The sequence below is a fragment of the Salmonella sp. SAL04157 genome (assembly GCF_046551635.1).
In the GTDB taxonomy this organism is placed as follows: Bacteria; Pseudomonadota; Gammaproteobacteria; order Enterobacterales; family Enterobacteriaceae; genus Salmonella; species Salmonella enterica.
This window is the reverse complement of sequence record NZ_JBGDVS010000004.1, coordinates 107,967-122,512: the sequence shown is the minus strand read 5'-3', so window position 1 is coordinate 122,512 and position 14,546 is coordinate 107,967. Positions and strand designations below refer to the sequence as shown.

Genomic DNA, 14,546 nt, shown 5'->3' with positions numbered 1-14,546 from the left:
AGGTAGAAACATGCTACTCTGAAGCAGCTATAAGCACCACTCAAAAGGAGACTCTGCATGTTGCCAGATAAGGGTTGGTTGGTAGAGGCGCGACGCGTCCCTTCTCCGCATTATGATTGCCGTCCGGATGACGAAAAACCGTCCTTGCTGGTGGTGCATAATATTAGCCTGCCCCCCGGCGAGTTTGGCGGTCCGTGGATCGATGCATTATTCACCGGAACGATAGATCCAGACGCCCATCCTTTTTTTGCAGAAATCGCTCATCTTCGTGTTTCGGCCCATTGTCTGATTCGTCGCGACGGTGAAATTGTCCAGTATGTGCCTTTTGATAAGCGTGCGTGGCATGCGGGCGTGTCAAACTATCAGGGGCGGGAACGTTGTAATGATTTCTCCATTGGTATTGAGCTGGAGGGGACGGATACGCTGGCTTATACCGATGCGCAGTATCAGCAGTTAGCCGCCGTGACGCGCACGCTTATCGCTTGCTATCCGGCGATCGCCGACAATATGACCGGACACTGCAACATTGCGCCTGACCGTAAAACGGACCCTGGCCCTGCCTTTGACTGGCCGCGCTTTCGCGCTTTGGTAGCTCTTTCGTCACACAAGGAGATGACATGACGCTGTTTACGACATTACTGGTGCTGATTGTCGAGCGCCTGTTTAAGCTGGGCGAGCACTGGCAGCTCGATCATCGGCTGGAGGCGCTATTCCGTCGGATTACGCATTTTTCGATGTTGCGCACGATGGGAATGACGGCGATCGCGATGGTGGTGACTTTTCTACTGCTCCAGGCGCTAAAAGGGCTGCTATTTAACGTGCCGACGCTGGTGGTGTGGATTCTCCTGGGCGTGCTGTGTATCGGCGCGGGCAAAGTGCGAGTACATTATCACGCCTGGCTGAAAGCGGCGTCCCGTAACGATCCGCATCCTTGCGAGGCGATGGCCAGCGAGCTTACGCTAATCCACGGCGTGCCGCCGGATTGTAATGAGCGTGAATTTTTGCGTGAGTTGCAAAATGCGTTGTTATGGATAAATTTCCGTTTTTACCTCGCACCGCTATTTTGGTTTATCGTTGGCGGTCCATGGGGGCCGGTAACGCTGGTGGGCTATGCGTTTTTACGGGCCTGGCAGACGTGGCTGGCGCGCTATCAGACGCCGCACCAACGTTTGCAATCCGGCATTGACGCTATTCTTCATGTGCTGGACTGGATTCCGGTACGTCTGGCGGGCGTAGTGTATGCATTACTGGGGCATGGCGAGAAAGCGTTGCCGGCCTGGTTTGCCTCGCTGGCGGATCTGCATACTTCGCAGTATCAGGTGCTCACACGTCTGGCGCAGTTCTCACTGGCGCGCGAACCGCATACTGACAAGGTAGAAACCCCCAAAGCGGCGGTGTCGATGGCGAAGAAGGCCTCGTTTGTGGTGGTGGTGATTATTGCGTTGCTCACCATTTATGGGGCATTAGTGTAGCGTTGTGCCGATGGCGCTAACGATTATGCCGCCTACAATGGAAAAATCTGTAGGCCCGGTAAGCGTTAGCGCCACCGGGCAGTGCAACGGCTTAGATCGTATCGGCTGGCGGCACGCCAAAATCAGGCATCCCGTTTTCGTCCCAGCGTACCCGTTTCAGACGCGTATGGCGGTTGGGATCGTACAACGGATCGCCTTCAATTTCGGTGTAATTTCTCGCGTGGTACACCAGTACATCTTCACCTTCCGGCGTTTGCGTAAAGCTGTTGTGTCCCGGCCCATACTGGCGATTTTCATAGCTGGTGGTAAAGACCGGGCGCGGTGATTTATGCCAGTTGGCCGGATCGCGCGGATCGTCGTTTACGTTAATCCACAGTAATCCCATACAGTAGTTTTCATCGGTGGCGCTGGCCGAATAGCTGATAAACAGCTTGTCGCCATGCACCAGTACAGCCGGACCTTCGTTAACCCAAAAACCCCGGCATTCCCAGTTGTACTCTGGCTTACTGAGTCTTACCGGCTCGCCTTTAATTGTCCACGGATTTTCCAGTTCAGCCAGATAAATATTTGAGTTACCGGCAATATCCGGCGCTTTTTGCGCCCACAGATACCACTGCTTTCCCTGATGATAAAAAGTGGTGGCATCGAGGGCGAAGGTATCAAACGGCGTTTTAATTTGACCTTTCTCCGTCCACTTGCCGGTGAGTGGGTCGGCATCGGCACACTCCAGGGCAAACATGCGGTGCTGGAACATTCCCTGCTTATCAAGCGCTTGAGTATGGGTAGCGGCAAAATAGATGTACCACTTGCCTGCCAGATGATGAAGTTCCGGTGCCCAGATGAGCTGGCTCATCGGGCCGCTTTCCGGTTTACGCCAGACGACAACGGGGTCGGCGGCGCGCAACCCTTCCAGCGAATTAGCCCGGCGGATTTCCAGCCTGTCATATTCTGGTACGGAGGCAATAAAGTAGTAATCGCTGCCGTCGCGTAAAATAAACGGATCGGCACGTTGTTCAATAAACGGGTTTGGCCAGTTTGCCATCAGGCTTTCCTTACGCTTTCAGCGGCTTTGAGCTCCTGCAACTCACTCAATTCGCGGTAATTAGTGCGACGTTTTTCCAAATCGTCCTGGATTTTTTTCATCAGTTCACGGTCAACTTTCAGCAGACGTACCACGCCTGCGGTAATCAGATAGCCAACGCCGGGGATAACGGTAAACAACAGCATAATACCGTTCATCGCCGAGGCGCTTTGCGCTTTGGCGCTGGCGTCATAACCGTACCAGGAGAGCAAAAAGCCGACCATCGCCCCGGCAATCGCCAGGCCCAGTTTCAGGAAGAACAGATTACCGGAGAAGCTAATACCGGTAATGCGTTTGCCGGTTTTCCATTCGCCGTAATCATCGACGTCCGCCATCAGCGACCAGTGCAACGGGGAGGGGATCTGATGCAGAATATTGAGCAGGAAGTAGAGCGCCACTATCATCACGGTAGCTTTCGGATCAAAGAAATAGAACGCGCAGGAGAAAATCGCCAGCGCGATATTGGTCCAGAAAAATACCTTCAATTTACACCAGCGATCGGTTAAGACTTTTGCCAGCATACTGCCGATCATCATACCGACCACGCCAAGGCTAATAAAAAGCGTAGCGAAATGGGTGCTTTGTCCCATCACCCAGGTGACGTAATACATGGTCGCCGCCATACGGATAAACCCTGGGCAGACGTTACATAAGGTCAATAGCAGAATGCGTACCCATTGATCGTTTTTCCACACGTCTTTGAAATCATTCTTCATATCATCGTGCGTCGGAACGGCAGGGCGAACGCGTTCGCGGACGCTGGCAAAGCAGAACAGAAACATACCCATGCCGATAATCGCCAGCACGGTCATCGCCAACTGATAGCCTTTGGCTTTGTCGCCGCCGCCAAACCAGTCCACCATCGGCAATAGCGTTAACGATAGCAACAGCGTCGCGATGCCGACTAACACGAAGCGATAAGCCTGACAGGCCACGCGCTCTTTTGGATCGTTGGTGATCACGCCGCCCAGTGAGCAATAGGGAATATTGATGGCGGTGTAGGTCACGGAAAGCAGAAAATAGGTGACGAAAGCATAGACAACTTTGCTGTTATAGCTCCAGTCCGGCGTTGTGAACATCAGAACGCTGAACAGCGCGTAGGGAAATGCAATCCACAGTAGCCAGGGGCGGAAACGACCATATTTACTTTGGGTACGATCGGCAAGCGCGCCCATCACCGGATCGGTAACGGCATCGATAACGCGTACTGAAAGGAGTAAAACACCGACTAACGCCGGGGCAAGACCAAAAATATCCGTATAAAAATAATTAACAAACAGCATGATAGCGCCAAAAATAATGTTACATCCGGCGTCACCCATGCCATACCCGATTTTCTCTCTTACCGAAAGTCTGCCCTTATCCATTGAGACTTCTCCCCATCAGATGATGGTGGTAATTATTCGCCTGCGAGCTTTTATTTGCGTAGCAGGATCACGCCGCTGATATGGATAAAATGGTTATACGTGGGAAACTGTGAGGCAGATAACACCCTCCCCGGACGGGGAGGGCGGAAAAGTAACGCCACGATCAGTGGGCTTTCACCGTTTTTGCCGTTTTTTCTTTACACAGGTAGCCGACGCCCAGGATGAGCAGCCATACCGGAATCAGCCACACGGAGATCGCCATACCTGGCGTCATCAGCATAATGATCAATACCGCCGCCATAAACAGCAGACAGAGAACGTTGCCGAACGGATAAAACAGGGCCGGGAAGCGGGTTTTCACGCCCTGCTGCTGTTTCGCGCGACGGAACATCATATGGGCAAGGCTAATCATCGCCCAGTTAATGACCAGCGCGGAGACCACCAGCGCCATCAGCAGTCCGAATGCGGACTCTGGAGCCAGGTAGTTGAGCAGCACGCACAACGCAGTCACGACGGCGGAAACCAAAATGGAGCTCACCGGCACGCCGCGTTTGTCGACGTTCAGCAGCGCTTTCGGCGCATTTCCCTGCTGGGCCAGACCGAACAGCATACGGCTGTTGCAGTAAACGCAGCTGTTATAAACCGATAGCGCGGCGGTGAGAACCACGATATTCAGCGCATTGGCGACAAACGTATCGCCCAGCTCATGGAAGATAAGAACAAACGGGCTGGTATCGGCGGTGACGCGAGTCCATGGCAGCAGCGAAAGCAGAACCGCCAGCGAGCCGATATAAAAAATCAGGATGCGATAGATAACCTGATTGGTGGCTTTGGGGATGCTCTGTTCCGGGTTATCGGCTTCAGCGGCGGTGATCCCTACCAGCTCCAGTCCGCCGAACGAAAACATAATAATGGCCATCATCATCACCAGCCCGGTCCAGCCATGCGGCAGAAAGCCGCCCTGTTCCCACAGGTTGCGCACGGTGGCCTGCGGACCAGCGGTATCGCTGAAGAGTAACCACGCGCCGAACAGAATCATAGCGATGACTGCGATCACTTTAATAATGGCGAACCAAAACTCCATCTCACCGAACACTTTAACGTTGGTCAGGTTGATGGCGTTGATAATCACAAAGAAGGCTGCCGCAGAAGCCCAGGTGGGGATCTCCGGATACCAGAACTGGATATATTTACCCACTGCGGTCAGTTCCGCCATGGCAACTAATACGTACAGCACCCAGTAGTTCCAGCCGGAAGCGAATCCGGCAAAGCCGCCCCAGTATTTATAGGCGAAGTGGCTAAAAGAGCCGGCGACCGGTTCTTCAACCACCATCTCCCCCAGCTGGCGCATAATCAGAAAGGCAATAAAGCCTGCAACCGCATAGCCCAGGATAATTCCTGGCCCCGCCGACTGAATAACGGAGGCGCTTCCCAGGAACAAGCCTGTCCCTATCGCGCCGCCCAATGCGATAAGCTGAATATGGCGGTTTTTCAGGCCGCGCTTGAGCTGCTCGCCGTGCTGCTGACTGTCCATCATAAAACCTCGTGTATCGGGCGCGGTTTATTCATAACGCGCTTATTTTGAACGATGCAGTAGTGCGTGTGTAAGTTTGCAATTCCGCTTTTTGTATTAATTTATTTACAGATTCGTTTTTTTAAATGTCACTTCAACTCTTTCGTCTTGATCAGAATAATGGTATGTGGCCACGAATGCACCTGCTTTGTGCAGGGGTGATGACGAGTTGCGTAAAAAGAAAGCACTTGTAAATACCTCCTTTTATTTTTCCTTACAAAGGTTGATTTGTTTTTATTCATTATTTATGCATAAAAACGCATTTAATCTGCTGTTGAATCGGTTCAAATGAGATTTTTTATCGTTTCAAATACGTTAAATCTACCTCCTGGTGGGTAAATTTAACATTTGTGTACAGTTACAGTTTTGAAACATGATTTCTGTAAAATTGTTAAAATGTGCCTCCTTTACTGATTTCAATCAAAACCTGTATGGACAGAAGGTGAATACTTTGTTACTTTAGCGTCACAGACATGAAATTGGTAAGACCAATTGACTCCGGGCAAATGGCTTAAGACAGGAAATCATGGCCTACAGCAAAATCCGCCAACCAAAACTCTCCGATGTGATCGAGCAGCAGCTGGAGTTTTTAATCCTTGAGGGAACATTGCGTCCCGGAGAAAAACTCCCACCGGAACGTGAACTGGCAAAACAGTTCGACGTCTCCCGTCCCTCCTTGCGCGAGGCGATTCAACGTCTCGAAGCGAAGGGATTGTTGCTTCGTCGCCAGGGCGGCGGAACCTTCGTGCAGAGCAGCCTGTGGCAGAGCTTTAGCGACCCGCTGGTGGAACTGCTCTCCGATCACCCTGAATCCCAGTTTGACCTGCTCGAAACGCGCCATGCGCTGGAAGGCATTGCGGCTTATTACGCGGCACTGCGCAGCACCGACGAAGATAAAGACCGTATTCGCGAGCTGCACCACGCTATTGAGCTGGCGCAAGAGTCCGGCGATCTGGATGCCGAGTCTGAAGCCGTGCTCCAGTATCAAATCGCCGTCACCGAAGCGGCGCACAACGTGGTATTGCTTCATCTGCTAAGGTGTATGGAGCCGATGCTGGCGCAAAACGTGCGGCAGAACTTCGAATTGCTGTATGCGCGTCGGGAGATGCTGCCGCTGGTGAGTACGCATCGCACCCGTATATTTGAAGCCATTATGGCCGGAAAACCAGAAGAAGCGCGTGAAGCGTCACACCGCCATCTGGCGTTTATCGAAGAGATTATGCTGGACAGAAGCCGTGAGGAGAGCCGTCGTGAACGCGCCTTACGCCGTCTGGAGCAGCGCAAGAATTAGTTTTTTCTGGCAGAACGTTAACCAGAAGATGTTGTGAATAACGCGTAAAAATGTGCGCGGCAACTAAACGCAGAACCTGTCTTATTAAGCTTTCTGACGAAAGTTTAATGGGACAGGTTCCAGATAACTCAACGTATTAGATAGATAAGGAATACCCCCATGTCAGAACGTTTCCCAAATGACGTGGATCCGATCGAAACTCGCGACTGGCTACAGGCGATCGAATCGGTCATCCGTGAAGAAGGTGTTGAGCGCGCTCAGTATCTGATTGACCAACTGCTTTCTGAAGCTCGCAAAGGCGGCGTGAAAGTCGCGGCAGGCGCAGGGGCCAGTAATTACATCAACACTATTGCCGTTGAAGACGAACCGGAATACCCGGGCAATCTGGAGCTGGAACGTCGCATTCGTTCTGCTATCCGCTGGAACGCCATCATGACCGTGCTGCGCGCGTCTAAAAAAGACCTTGAGTTGGGCGGCCACATGGCGTCCTTCCAGTCTTCCGCCACGATCTATGATGTCTGTTTCAACCATTTCTTCCGTGCGCGCAACGAACAGGATGGCGGCGACCTGGTGTACTTCCAGGGCCACATCTCTCCGGGCATCTACGCTCGCGCGTTCCTGGAAGGTCGTCTGACCCAGGAACAGATGGATAACTTCCGTCAGGAAGTTCACGGCAATGGCCTCTCTTCCTATCCGCACCCGAAACTGATGCCGGAATTCTGGCAGTTCCCGACCGTCTCTATGGGTCTGGGCCCAATCGGTGCTATCTACCAGGCGAAATTCCTGAAATATCTGGAACACCGTGGCCTGAAAGATACCTCTAAACAGACCGTTTACGCCTTCCTCGGCGACGGCGAGATGGATGAGCCGGAATCCAAAGGCGCGATCACCATCGCCACCCGTGAAAAACTGGACAACCTGGTCTTTGTTATCAACTGTAACCTGCAGCGTCTTGACGGCCCGGTCACCGGTAACGGCAAGATTGTTAACGAACTGGAAGGCATCTTTGCAGGTGCTGGCTGGAACGTTATCAAAGTCATGTGGGGCGGTCGTTGGGATGAGCTGCTGCGTAAAGACACCAGCGGTAAACTGATCCAGCTGATGAACGAAACCGTTGACGGCGACTACCAGACCTTCAAATCCAAAGACGGCGCTTACGTGCGTGAGCACTTCTTCGGTAAATACCCGGAAACCGCAGCCCTGGTGGCCGACTGGACTGACGAGCAGATTTGGGCGCTGAACCGCGGTGGTCACGATCCGAAGAAAGTCTATGCTGCACTGAAAAAAGCGCAGGAAACCAAAGGCAAAGCGACGGTAATCCTGGCCCATACCATTAAAGGTTACGGCATGGGCGACACCGCGGAAGGTAAAAACATCGCTCACCAGGTTAAGAAAATGAACATGGACGGCGTGCGTTACGTCCGCGATCGTTTCAACGTGCCGGTTGCCGATGCTGATCTCGAAAAACTGCCGTACATTACCTTCCCGGAAGGTTCTGAAGAACACAAATACCTGCATGAACGTCGTCAGGCGCTGCATGGCTACCTGCCAAGCCGTCAGCCGAACTTCACCGAGAAGTTAGAGCTGCCTCAACTTTCAGATTTCGGCGCGCTGCTGGAAGAGCAAAGCAAAGAGATTTCCACTACGATCGCTTTCGTGCGTGCCCTGAACGTGATGCTGAAGAACAAGTCGATCAAAGATCGTCTGGTTCCGATCATCGCCGACGAAGCGCGTACTTTCGGTATGGAAGGTCTGTTCCGTCAGATTGGTATCTACAGCCCGAACGGCCAGCAGTACACCCCGCAGGACCGTGAGCAGGTTGCTTACTACAAAGAAGACGAGAAAGGCCAGATTCTGCAGGAAGGGATCAACGAGCTGGGCGCAGGCGCATCCTGGCTGGCTGCGGCGACCTCTTACAGCACCAACGATCTGCCGATGATCCCGTTCTACATCTACTACTCCATGTTCGGGTTCCAGCGTATCGGCGACCTGTGCTGGCAGGCTGGCGACCAGCAGGCTCGCGGCTTCCTGATCGGCGGGACTTCCGGTCGTACTACGCTGAACGGCGAAGGTCTGCAGCACGAAGATGGTCACAGCCACATTCAGTCGCTGACTATCCCGAACTGTATCTCTTACGACCCGGCTTACGCTTACGAAGTGGCTGTCATCATGCATGATGGTCTGGAGCGTATGTACGGTGAGAAACAAGAGAACGTTTACTACTACATCACCACCCTGAACGAAAACTACCACATGCCGGCTATGCCAGCAGGTGCCGAGGAAGGTATCCGTAAAGGTATCTACAAACTCGAAACCCTCGAAGGTAGCAAAGGTAAAGTTCAGCTGCTGGGCTCCGGTTCTATCCTGCGTCACGTGCGTGAAGCGGCACAGATTCTGGCGAACGACTACGGCGTAGGTTCTGACGTGTACAGCGTGACCTCCTTCACCGAACTGGCGCGTGATGGTCAGGATTGTGAGCGCTGGAACATGCTACACCCGCTGGAAACCCCGCGCGTACCGTACATCGCTCAGGTGATGAACGACGCTCCGGCTGTAGCATCTACTGACTATATGAAACTGTTCGCCGAGCAGGTTCGTACTTACGTACCGGCTGACGACTATCGCGTACTGGGTACGGATGGCTTCGGTCGTTCCGACAGCCGTGAGAACCTGCGTCACCACTTCGAAGTTGATGCTTCTTATGTGGTTGTCGCAGCACTGGGCGAACTGGCTAAACGTGGCGAAATCGACAAGAAAGTGGTAGCGGATGCGATTACCAAATTCAACATCGATGCAGATAAAGTTAACCCGCGTCTGGCGTAAGAGGTAAAAGAATAATGGCTATCGAAATCAAAGTACCGGACATCGGGACAGATGAAGTTGAAATCACCGAGATTCTGGTCAAAGTGGGCGACAAAGTGGAAGCTGAACAGTCGCTGATCACCGTAGAAGGCGACAAAGCCTCTATGGAAGTCCCGTCTCCGCAGGCTGGCGTCGTGAAAGAGATCAAAGTCTCTGTCGGCGACAAAACTGAGACCGGTGCACTTATCATGATTTTCGATTCCGCCGACGGTGCAGCTGACGCTGCACCTGCTAAGGCAGAAGAGAAGAAAGAAGCGGCGCCGGCAGCAACACCTGCTGCGGCAGCGGTGAAAGACGTTCACGTTCCGGATATCGGCAGTGACGAAGTTGAAGTGACTGAAGTGATGGTGAAAGTGGGCGACACCGTTGAAGCTGAACAGTCGCTGATCACCGTAGAAGGCGACAAGGCCTCTATGGAAGTGCCGGCGCCGTTCGCGGGCACCGTGAAAGAGATCAAAGTGAACACCGGTGATAAAGTGTCTACCGGCTCACTGATTATGGTCTTCGAAGTGGCGGGCGCAGCGCCTGCCGCAGCACCAGCGAAAGCGGAAGCCGCTCCGGCTGCGGCTGCTCCAGCAGCAGCGACGGGCGTGAAAGACGTTAACGTACCGGATATCGGCGGCGACGAAGTTGAAGTCACCGAAGTGATGGTCAAAGTCGGCGATAAAGTTGCCGCTGAACAGTCGCTGATCACCGTGGAAGGCGACAAAGCCTCCATGGAAGTGCCTGCGCCGTTCGCGGGCACCGTGAAAGAAATCAAAATCAGCACCGGCGATAAAGTGAAAACCGGTTCTCTGATTATGGTCTTCGAAGTAGAAGGCGCAGCGCCTGCGGCCGCTCCGGCTAAACAGGAAGCGGCGGCACCGGCTCCGGCGGCGAAAGCTGAGAAGCCTGCTGCCCCGGCTGCCAAAGCGGAAGGCAAATCTGAGTTCGCTGAAAACGACGCTTACGTTCACGCTACCCCGCTGATTCGCCGCCTGGCGCGCGAGTTTGGCGTCAACCTGGCGAAAGTGAAAGGTACCGGTCGTAAAGGCCGTATTCTGCGCGAAGACGTTCAGGCTTACGTGAAAGACGCTATCAAACGCGCGGAAGCTGCGCCGGCTGCTGCGGGCGGTAGTATCCCGGGTATGCTGCCGTGGCCGAAAGTGGACTTCAGCAAGTTTGGTGAAGTTGAAGAAGTGGAACTGGGCCGTATCCAGAAAATCTCTGGCGCGAACCTGAGCCGTAACTGGGTGATGATCCCGCACGTTACGCACTTCGACAAAACCGATATCACCGATCTGGAAGCGTTCCGTAAACAGCAGAACGCCGAAGCTGAGAAGCGTAAACTGGACGTGAAATACACGCCAGTGGTCTTCATCATGAAAGCGGTTGCCGCTGCTCTGGAACAGATGCCGCGCTTCAACAGCTCTCTGTCCGAAGACGGTCAGCGTCTGACCCTGAAGAAATACATCAACATCGGCGTGGCGGTTGATACCCCGAATGGCCTGGTGGTTCCGGTCTTTAAAGACGTGAATAAGAAGAGCGTGACCGAGCTGTCTCGTGAACTGACCACCATCTCCAAAAAAGCGCGTGATGGTAAGCTGACCGCTGGCGAAATGCAGGGTGGTTGCTTCACTATCTCCAGCATCGGCGGCCTGGGAACTACCCACTTCGCGCCGATTGTCAACGCGCCGGAAGTGGCTATCCTCGGCGTTTCTAAGTCGGCGATGGAACCGGTGTGGAATGGGAAAGAGTTTGTGCCGCGTCTGATGATGCCTATCTCTCTTTCCTTCGACCACCGTGTGATCGATGGTGCTGATGGTGCGCGTTTCATTACCATTATCAACAATATGTTGTCTGACATTCGCCGTCTGGTGATGTAAGCGAAAAAGCCGGCCCAACGGCCGGCTTTTTTTTGATAATCTCATGGAGTTTGTGAGGTTATTAGCGAAAGCAATAATTCGTGATCCGTTTGTTGTTTCAAAATTGTTAACAATTTTGTAAGATACGGGCGGATAGAACGACCCGGTGGATGATGGGCGATCAAGTACCCCGGACCGCCGGATACAAATAAAGAGGTCATGATGAGTACTGAAATCAAAACTCAGGTCGTGGTACTTGGGGCGGGCCCGGCAGGCTATTCTGCCGCTTTCCGTTGCGCTGATTTAGGTCTGGAAACCGTAATTGTAGAACGCTACAACACCCTTGGCGGTGTTTGTCTGAACGTCGGCTGTATCCCTTCTAAAGCGTTGCTGCACGTAGCAAAAGTTATCGAAGAAGCCAAAGCGCTGGCTGAACACGGTATCGTCTTCGGTGAGCCGAAAACCGATATCGACAAGATTCGTACCTGGAAAGAGAAAGTGATCACGCAGCTGACCGGCGGTCTGGCGGGTATGGCCAAAGGCCGTAAGGTGAAAGTGGTCAACGGTCTGGGTAAATTCACCGGGGCGAACACCCTGGAAGTTGAAGGCGAAAACGGCAAAACCGTGATCAACTTCGACAACGCGATCATCGCGGCAGGTTCTCGTCCGATCCAATTACCGTTTATTCCGCATGAAGACCCGCGCGTATGGGATTCTACCGACGCTCTGGAACTGAAAGAAGTGCCGAAGCGTATGCTGGTCATGGGCGGCGGTATCATCGGTCTGGAAATGGGTACCGTATACCACGCGCTGGGTTCAGAGATTGACGTGGTTGAAATGTTCGACCAGGTTATCCCGGCGGCTGATAAAGACATCGTTAAAGTCTTCACCAAGCGCATCAGCAAGAAATTCAACCTGATGCTGGAAACCAAAGTGACTGCCGTTGAAGCGAAAGAAGACGGTATCTACGTTTCGATGGAAGGCAAAAAAGCCCCGGCTGAAGCGCAGCGTTATGATGCGGTTCTGGTAGCGATCGGTCGTGTGCCGAACGGTAAAAACCTCGACGCGGGCAAAGCAGGCGTGGAAGTTGACGACCGTGGCTTTATCCGCGTGGACAAACAGCTGCGCACCAACGTGCCGCACATCTTCGCTATCGGCGATATCGTCGGTCAGCCGATGCTGGCGCACAAAGGCGTTCACGAAGGCCACGTTGCCGCTGAAGTTATCGCCGGGAAGAAACACTACTTCGATCCGAAAGTTATCCCGTCTATCGCGTACACCGAGCCAGAAGTGGCATGGGTTGGCCTGACCGAGAAAGAAGCGAAAGAAAAAGGCATCAGCTATGAAACCGCCACCTTCCCGTGGGCAGCTTCTGGCCGTGCTATCGCTTCTGACTGCGCAGACGGTATGACCAAACTGATTTTCGACAAAGAATCTCACCGCGTGATCGGCGGGGCGATTGTCGGCACCAACGGCGGCGAGCTGCTGGGTGAAATCGGTCTGGCGATCGAAATGGGCTGTGACGCGGAAGACATCGCGCTGACCATTCATGCGCACCCGACTCTGCATGAGTCCGTGGGCCTGGCGGCGGAAATCTTCGAAGGTAGCATTACTGACCTGCCGAACCCGAAAGCGAAGAAGAAATAATCTTCTGTAGGTGGCAATGCGCCATTCGACACAGAAAAGCGGCTTTACAGCCGCTTTTTTTATGCATGGCAAATCAGATGTGTCAAATGATGGCGAAGGATAACGAAACCGCAAAATTTATCTTTTCCGCAGCAGTGCGCTTTTCATACCTTATGCCGTCGGTAGTGCCTTTGTCAGTCATTTTCGACCAACTAATTGTTTCATAAGAAATACCTCTCCTTACTTTGTCATTACCCTGAAATTAGTAACTCTATAAAATAATAGCGAGCTAATTATGAGGTTTGATATATGAAACTTTTTCTGACAACAGCAGCGCTAACCGCGACGTTGATCTCCGGCATGGCATTTGCCAGCGATCCCGTCATCCCCTGGGCGACTAACAGCGGCGGTACGGAAAGTACGCATATTGCGGCAATGGGCGAGGATTTGAATGCGCAGCATCAGCAGATCACCCACACGCATGAAGGCGTATGGGCGGCCAATTCCGGCAGCATTCAGGCTGATGAAGCCGCGCTGACCAGCAACAAGCCGCCGGTACAAGGCCACCCGGAATTAATGCCGCATCAGGGCTAATGATCATGGCCTGGCGATAACGCCAGGCGCTTACGGGTTATTCGGCGACCTGCCACTGCGCGTCTGGCGCAAAACGCGTGATAGCCTGAACTTTACTCTCCGTCTCTTTGCCTAAATCCGCCTGATAAATACGATCGTCCTGGTTGACCATAAAACTCATCACCCCGGTTTCGCCGTAATGCATCGGCCAGGCCAGAAGCGCCGCGCCGTGACCGTCGTTATCGCTGATAATACGGAAATGGTAGCCGTGGTAACCCTCATCTGGCGCTGCGGGGCTAAAGTTTGGGCCTAAGGGACTGGGGGCGTCGCCTGCTTTGGTTGGCCAGTACAGGCCATCTTTTTGGCCTTCGCTACTGATTATCCTGTGCGCCCAGCGATGGTTTTGTAAGTAATAGTCCTGCTGCGCATCAACGTAAGCATGCATAGCCTGTAAGGTAGAAAGTTCATTTCGCCCAATAGTACGGGTGAGGATCTCATTCCCGGTTGCCGCCATATCAAAGCGCCAGCCGCCAGCCTCTTTCACCATGGGCACCGGGAGCTGCCAGTCTTCTCGTCCGACATTCAGGTGCGCCGTATTGTCTTTTTGTACAATGCGATGGCCTTCGCGCCAGTCACGGTTGAAGCGGGCCACGGCCTCGGGATCGGCGCCTTCCGGCGGCAGAAATTGCCGCCAGTCATCGCCCAGTAGCGCGGTAAGCTGCGTTTCGTTTTTTCCGGCTACCGCCGCGGCGAAGGCGCTGGCGGCCGCTTCCGGGGAGGGGAACCGTTCCTGCGCGTAGCCCAGCAAGGGTAACGACAGTAACAGAGCGCTTAACATAACCTTTTTCATTATCTGC

11 protein-coding genes are annotated in these 14,546 nt (G+C 53.3%); 7 read left to right on the top strand and 4 right to left on the bottom strand.

From position 1 onward, the window contains the following. Window positions 1-57: 57 nt before the first annotated feature. Window positions 58-621 (top strand): 1,6-anhydro-N-acetylmuramyl-L-alanine amidase AmpD, encoded by a 564-nt coding sequence (gene ampD / locus ACLJRE_RS10365; RefSeq protein ID WP_000936326.1) that lies wholly within the window; start codon window positions 58-60, stop codon window positions 619-621. After that, on the top strand, window positions 618-1,472 hold the full coding sequence (ampE, locus tag ACLJRE_RS10360; RefSeq protein ID WP_000172039.1) for a beta-lactamase regulator AmpE: 855 nt from the start codon (window positions 618-620) through the stop codon (window positions 1,470-1,472). The genes ampD and ampE overlap by 4 nt, the downstream gene beginning before the upstream one ends. 91 nt (window positions 1,473-1,563) lie before the next feature. Here ampE and ACLJRE_RS10355 read toward each other — a convergent pair whose 3' ends face one another. The 3 genes from ACLJRE_RS10355 to aroP form a co-directional block, all read right to left on the bottom strand. Beyond that, window positions 1,564-2,514, bottom strand: a complete 951-nt coding sequence (locus ACLJRE_RS10355; protein ID WP_023212442.1) for a family 43 glycosylhydrolase — start codon at window positions 2,512-2,514, stop codon at window positions 1,564-1,566. Further along, window positions 2,514-3,920 (bottom strand): glycoside-pentoside-hexuronide (GPH):cation symporter, encoded by a 1,407-nt coding sequence (locus ACLJRE_RS10350; RefSeq protein WP_000357545.1) that lies wholly within the window; start codon window positions 3,918-3,920, stop codon window positions 2,514-2,516. Before ACLJRE_RS10350 ends, ACLJRE_RS10355 begins: the two co-directional genes overlap by 1 nt. A 163-nt stretch (window positions 3,921-4,083) precedes the next feature. Then, window positions 4,084-5,457, bottom strand: coding sequence for an aromatic amino acid transporter AroP (gene aroP / locus ACLJRE_RS10345; protein WP_001539002.1), 1,374 nt, complete (start codon window positions 5,455-5,457; stop codon window positions 4,084-4,086). Window positions 5,458-6,019: 562 nt separating this feature from the next. On the opposite strand from aroP, the gene pdhR reads away from it, so the two are divergent. The 5 genes from pdhR to ACLJRE_RS10320 all read left to right on the top strand — a co-directional run bounded on the left by pdhR (window position 6,020) and on the right by ACLJRE_RS10320 (window position 13,710). Next, on the top strand, window positions 6,020-6,784 hold the full coding sequence (pdhR, locus tag ACLJRE_RS10340) for a pyruvate dehydrogenase complex transcriptional repressor PdhR (RefSeq protein WP_000331771.1): 765 nt from the start codon (window positions 6,020-6,022) through the stop codon (window positions 6,782-6,784). Window positions 6,785-6,943: 159 nt separating this feature from the next. Next, window positions 6,944-9,607, top strand: a complete 2,664-nt coding sequence (aceE, locus tag ACLJRE_RS10335) for a pyruvate dehydrogenase (acetyl-transferring), homodimeric type (protein WP_000003841.1) — start codon at window positions 6,944-6,946, stop codon at window positions 9,605-9,607. A 14-nt stretch (window positions 9,608-9,621) separates the two neighbouring features. Next, window positions 9,622-11,511 (top strand): pyruvate dehydrogenase complex dihydrolipoyllysine-residue acetyltransferase, encoded by a 1,890-nt coding sequence (gene aceF / locus ACLJRE_RS10330; RefSeq protein ID WP_023212441.1) that lies wholly within the window; start codon window positions 9,622-9,624, stop codon window positions 11,509-11,511. A gap of 201 nt (window positions 11,512-11,712) precedes the next feature. Beyond that, window positions 11,713-13,137: a dihydrolipoyl dehydrogenase gene (lpdA, locus tag ACLJRE_RS10325; protein WP_001527420.1), complete on the top strand. Its 1,425-nt coding sequence runs from the start codon at window positions 11,713-11,715 to the stop codon at window positions 13,135-13,137. Window positions 13,138-13,425: 288 nt separating this feature from the next. Then, on the top strand, window positions 13,426-13,710 hold the full coding sequence (locus ACLJRE_RS10320) for an outer membrane protein (protein ID WP_000765363.1): 285 nt from the start codon (window positions 13,426-13,428) through the stop codon (window positions 13,708-13,710). A gap of 37 nt (window positions 13,711-13,747) precedes the next feature. On the opposite strand, the gene ACLJRE_RS10315 is transcribed toward ACLJRE_RS10320, so the two are convergent. Next, on the bottom strand, window positions 13,748-14,539 hold the full coding sequence (locus ACLJRE_RS10315) for a DUF2950 family protein (RefSeq protein ID WP_001527280.1): 792 nt from the start codon (window positions 14,537-14,539) through the stop codon (window positions 13,748-13,750). Window positions 14,540-14,546: the final 7 nt, after the last annotated feature.

What these genes read in the sequence shown, in the direction of transcription:
- ampD (WP_000936326.1), top strand. Translation starts at nt 58, where the DNA reads ATGTTGCCAGATAAGGGTTGGTTGGTAGAGGCGCGACGCGTCCCTTCT.
- ampE (WP_000172039.1), top strand. Translation starts at nt 618, where the DNA reads ATGACGCTGTTTACGACATTACTGGTGCTGATTGTCGAGCGCCTGTTT.
- ACLJRE_RS10355 (WP_023212442.1), bottom strand. Translation starts at nt 2,514, where the DNA reads ATGGCAAACTGGCCAAACCCGTTTATTGAACAACGTGCCGATCCGTTT.
- ACLJRE_RS10350 (WP_000357545.1), bottom strand. Translation starts at nt 3,920, where the DNA reads ATGGATAAGGGCAGACTTTCGGTAAGAGAGAAAATCGGGTATGGCATG.
- aroP (WP_001539002.1), bottom strand. Translation starts at nt 5,457, where the DNA reads ATGATGGACAGTCAGCAGCACGGCGAGCAGCTCAAGCGCGGCCTGAAA.
- pdhR (WP_000331771.1), top strand. Translation starts at nt 6,020, where the DNA reads ATGGCCTACAGCAAAATCCGCCAACCAAAACTCTCCGATGTGATCGAG.
- aceE (WP_000003841.1), top strand. Translation starts at nt 6,944, where the DNA reads ATGTCAGAACGTTTCCCAAATGACGTGGATCCGATCGAAACTCGCGAC.
- aceF (WP_023212441.1), top strand. Translation starts at nt 9,622, where the DNA reads ATGGCTATCGAAATCAAAGTACCGGACATCGGGACAGATGAAGTTGAA.
- lpdA (WP_001527420.1), top strand. Translation starts at nt 11,713, where the DNA reads ATGAGTACTGAAATCAAAACTCAGGTCGTGGTACTTGGGGCGGGCCCG.
- ACLJRE_RS10320 (WP_000765363.1), top strand. Translation starts at nt 13,426, where the DNA reads ATGAAACTTTTTCTGACAACAGCAGCGCTAACCGCGACGTTGATCTCC.
- ACLJRE_RS10315 (WP_001527280.1), bottom strand. Translation starts at nt 14,539, where the DNA reads ATGAAAAAGGTTATGTTAAGCGCTCTGTTACTGTCGTTACCCTTGCTG.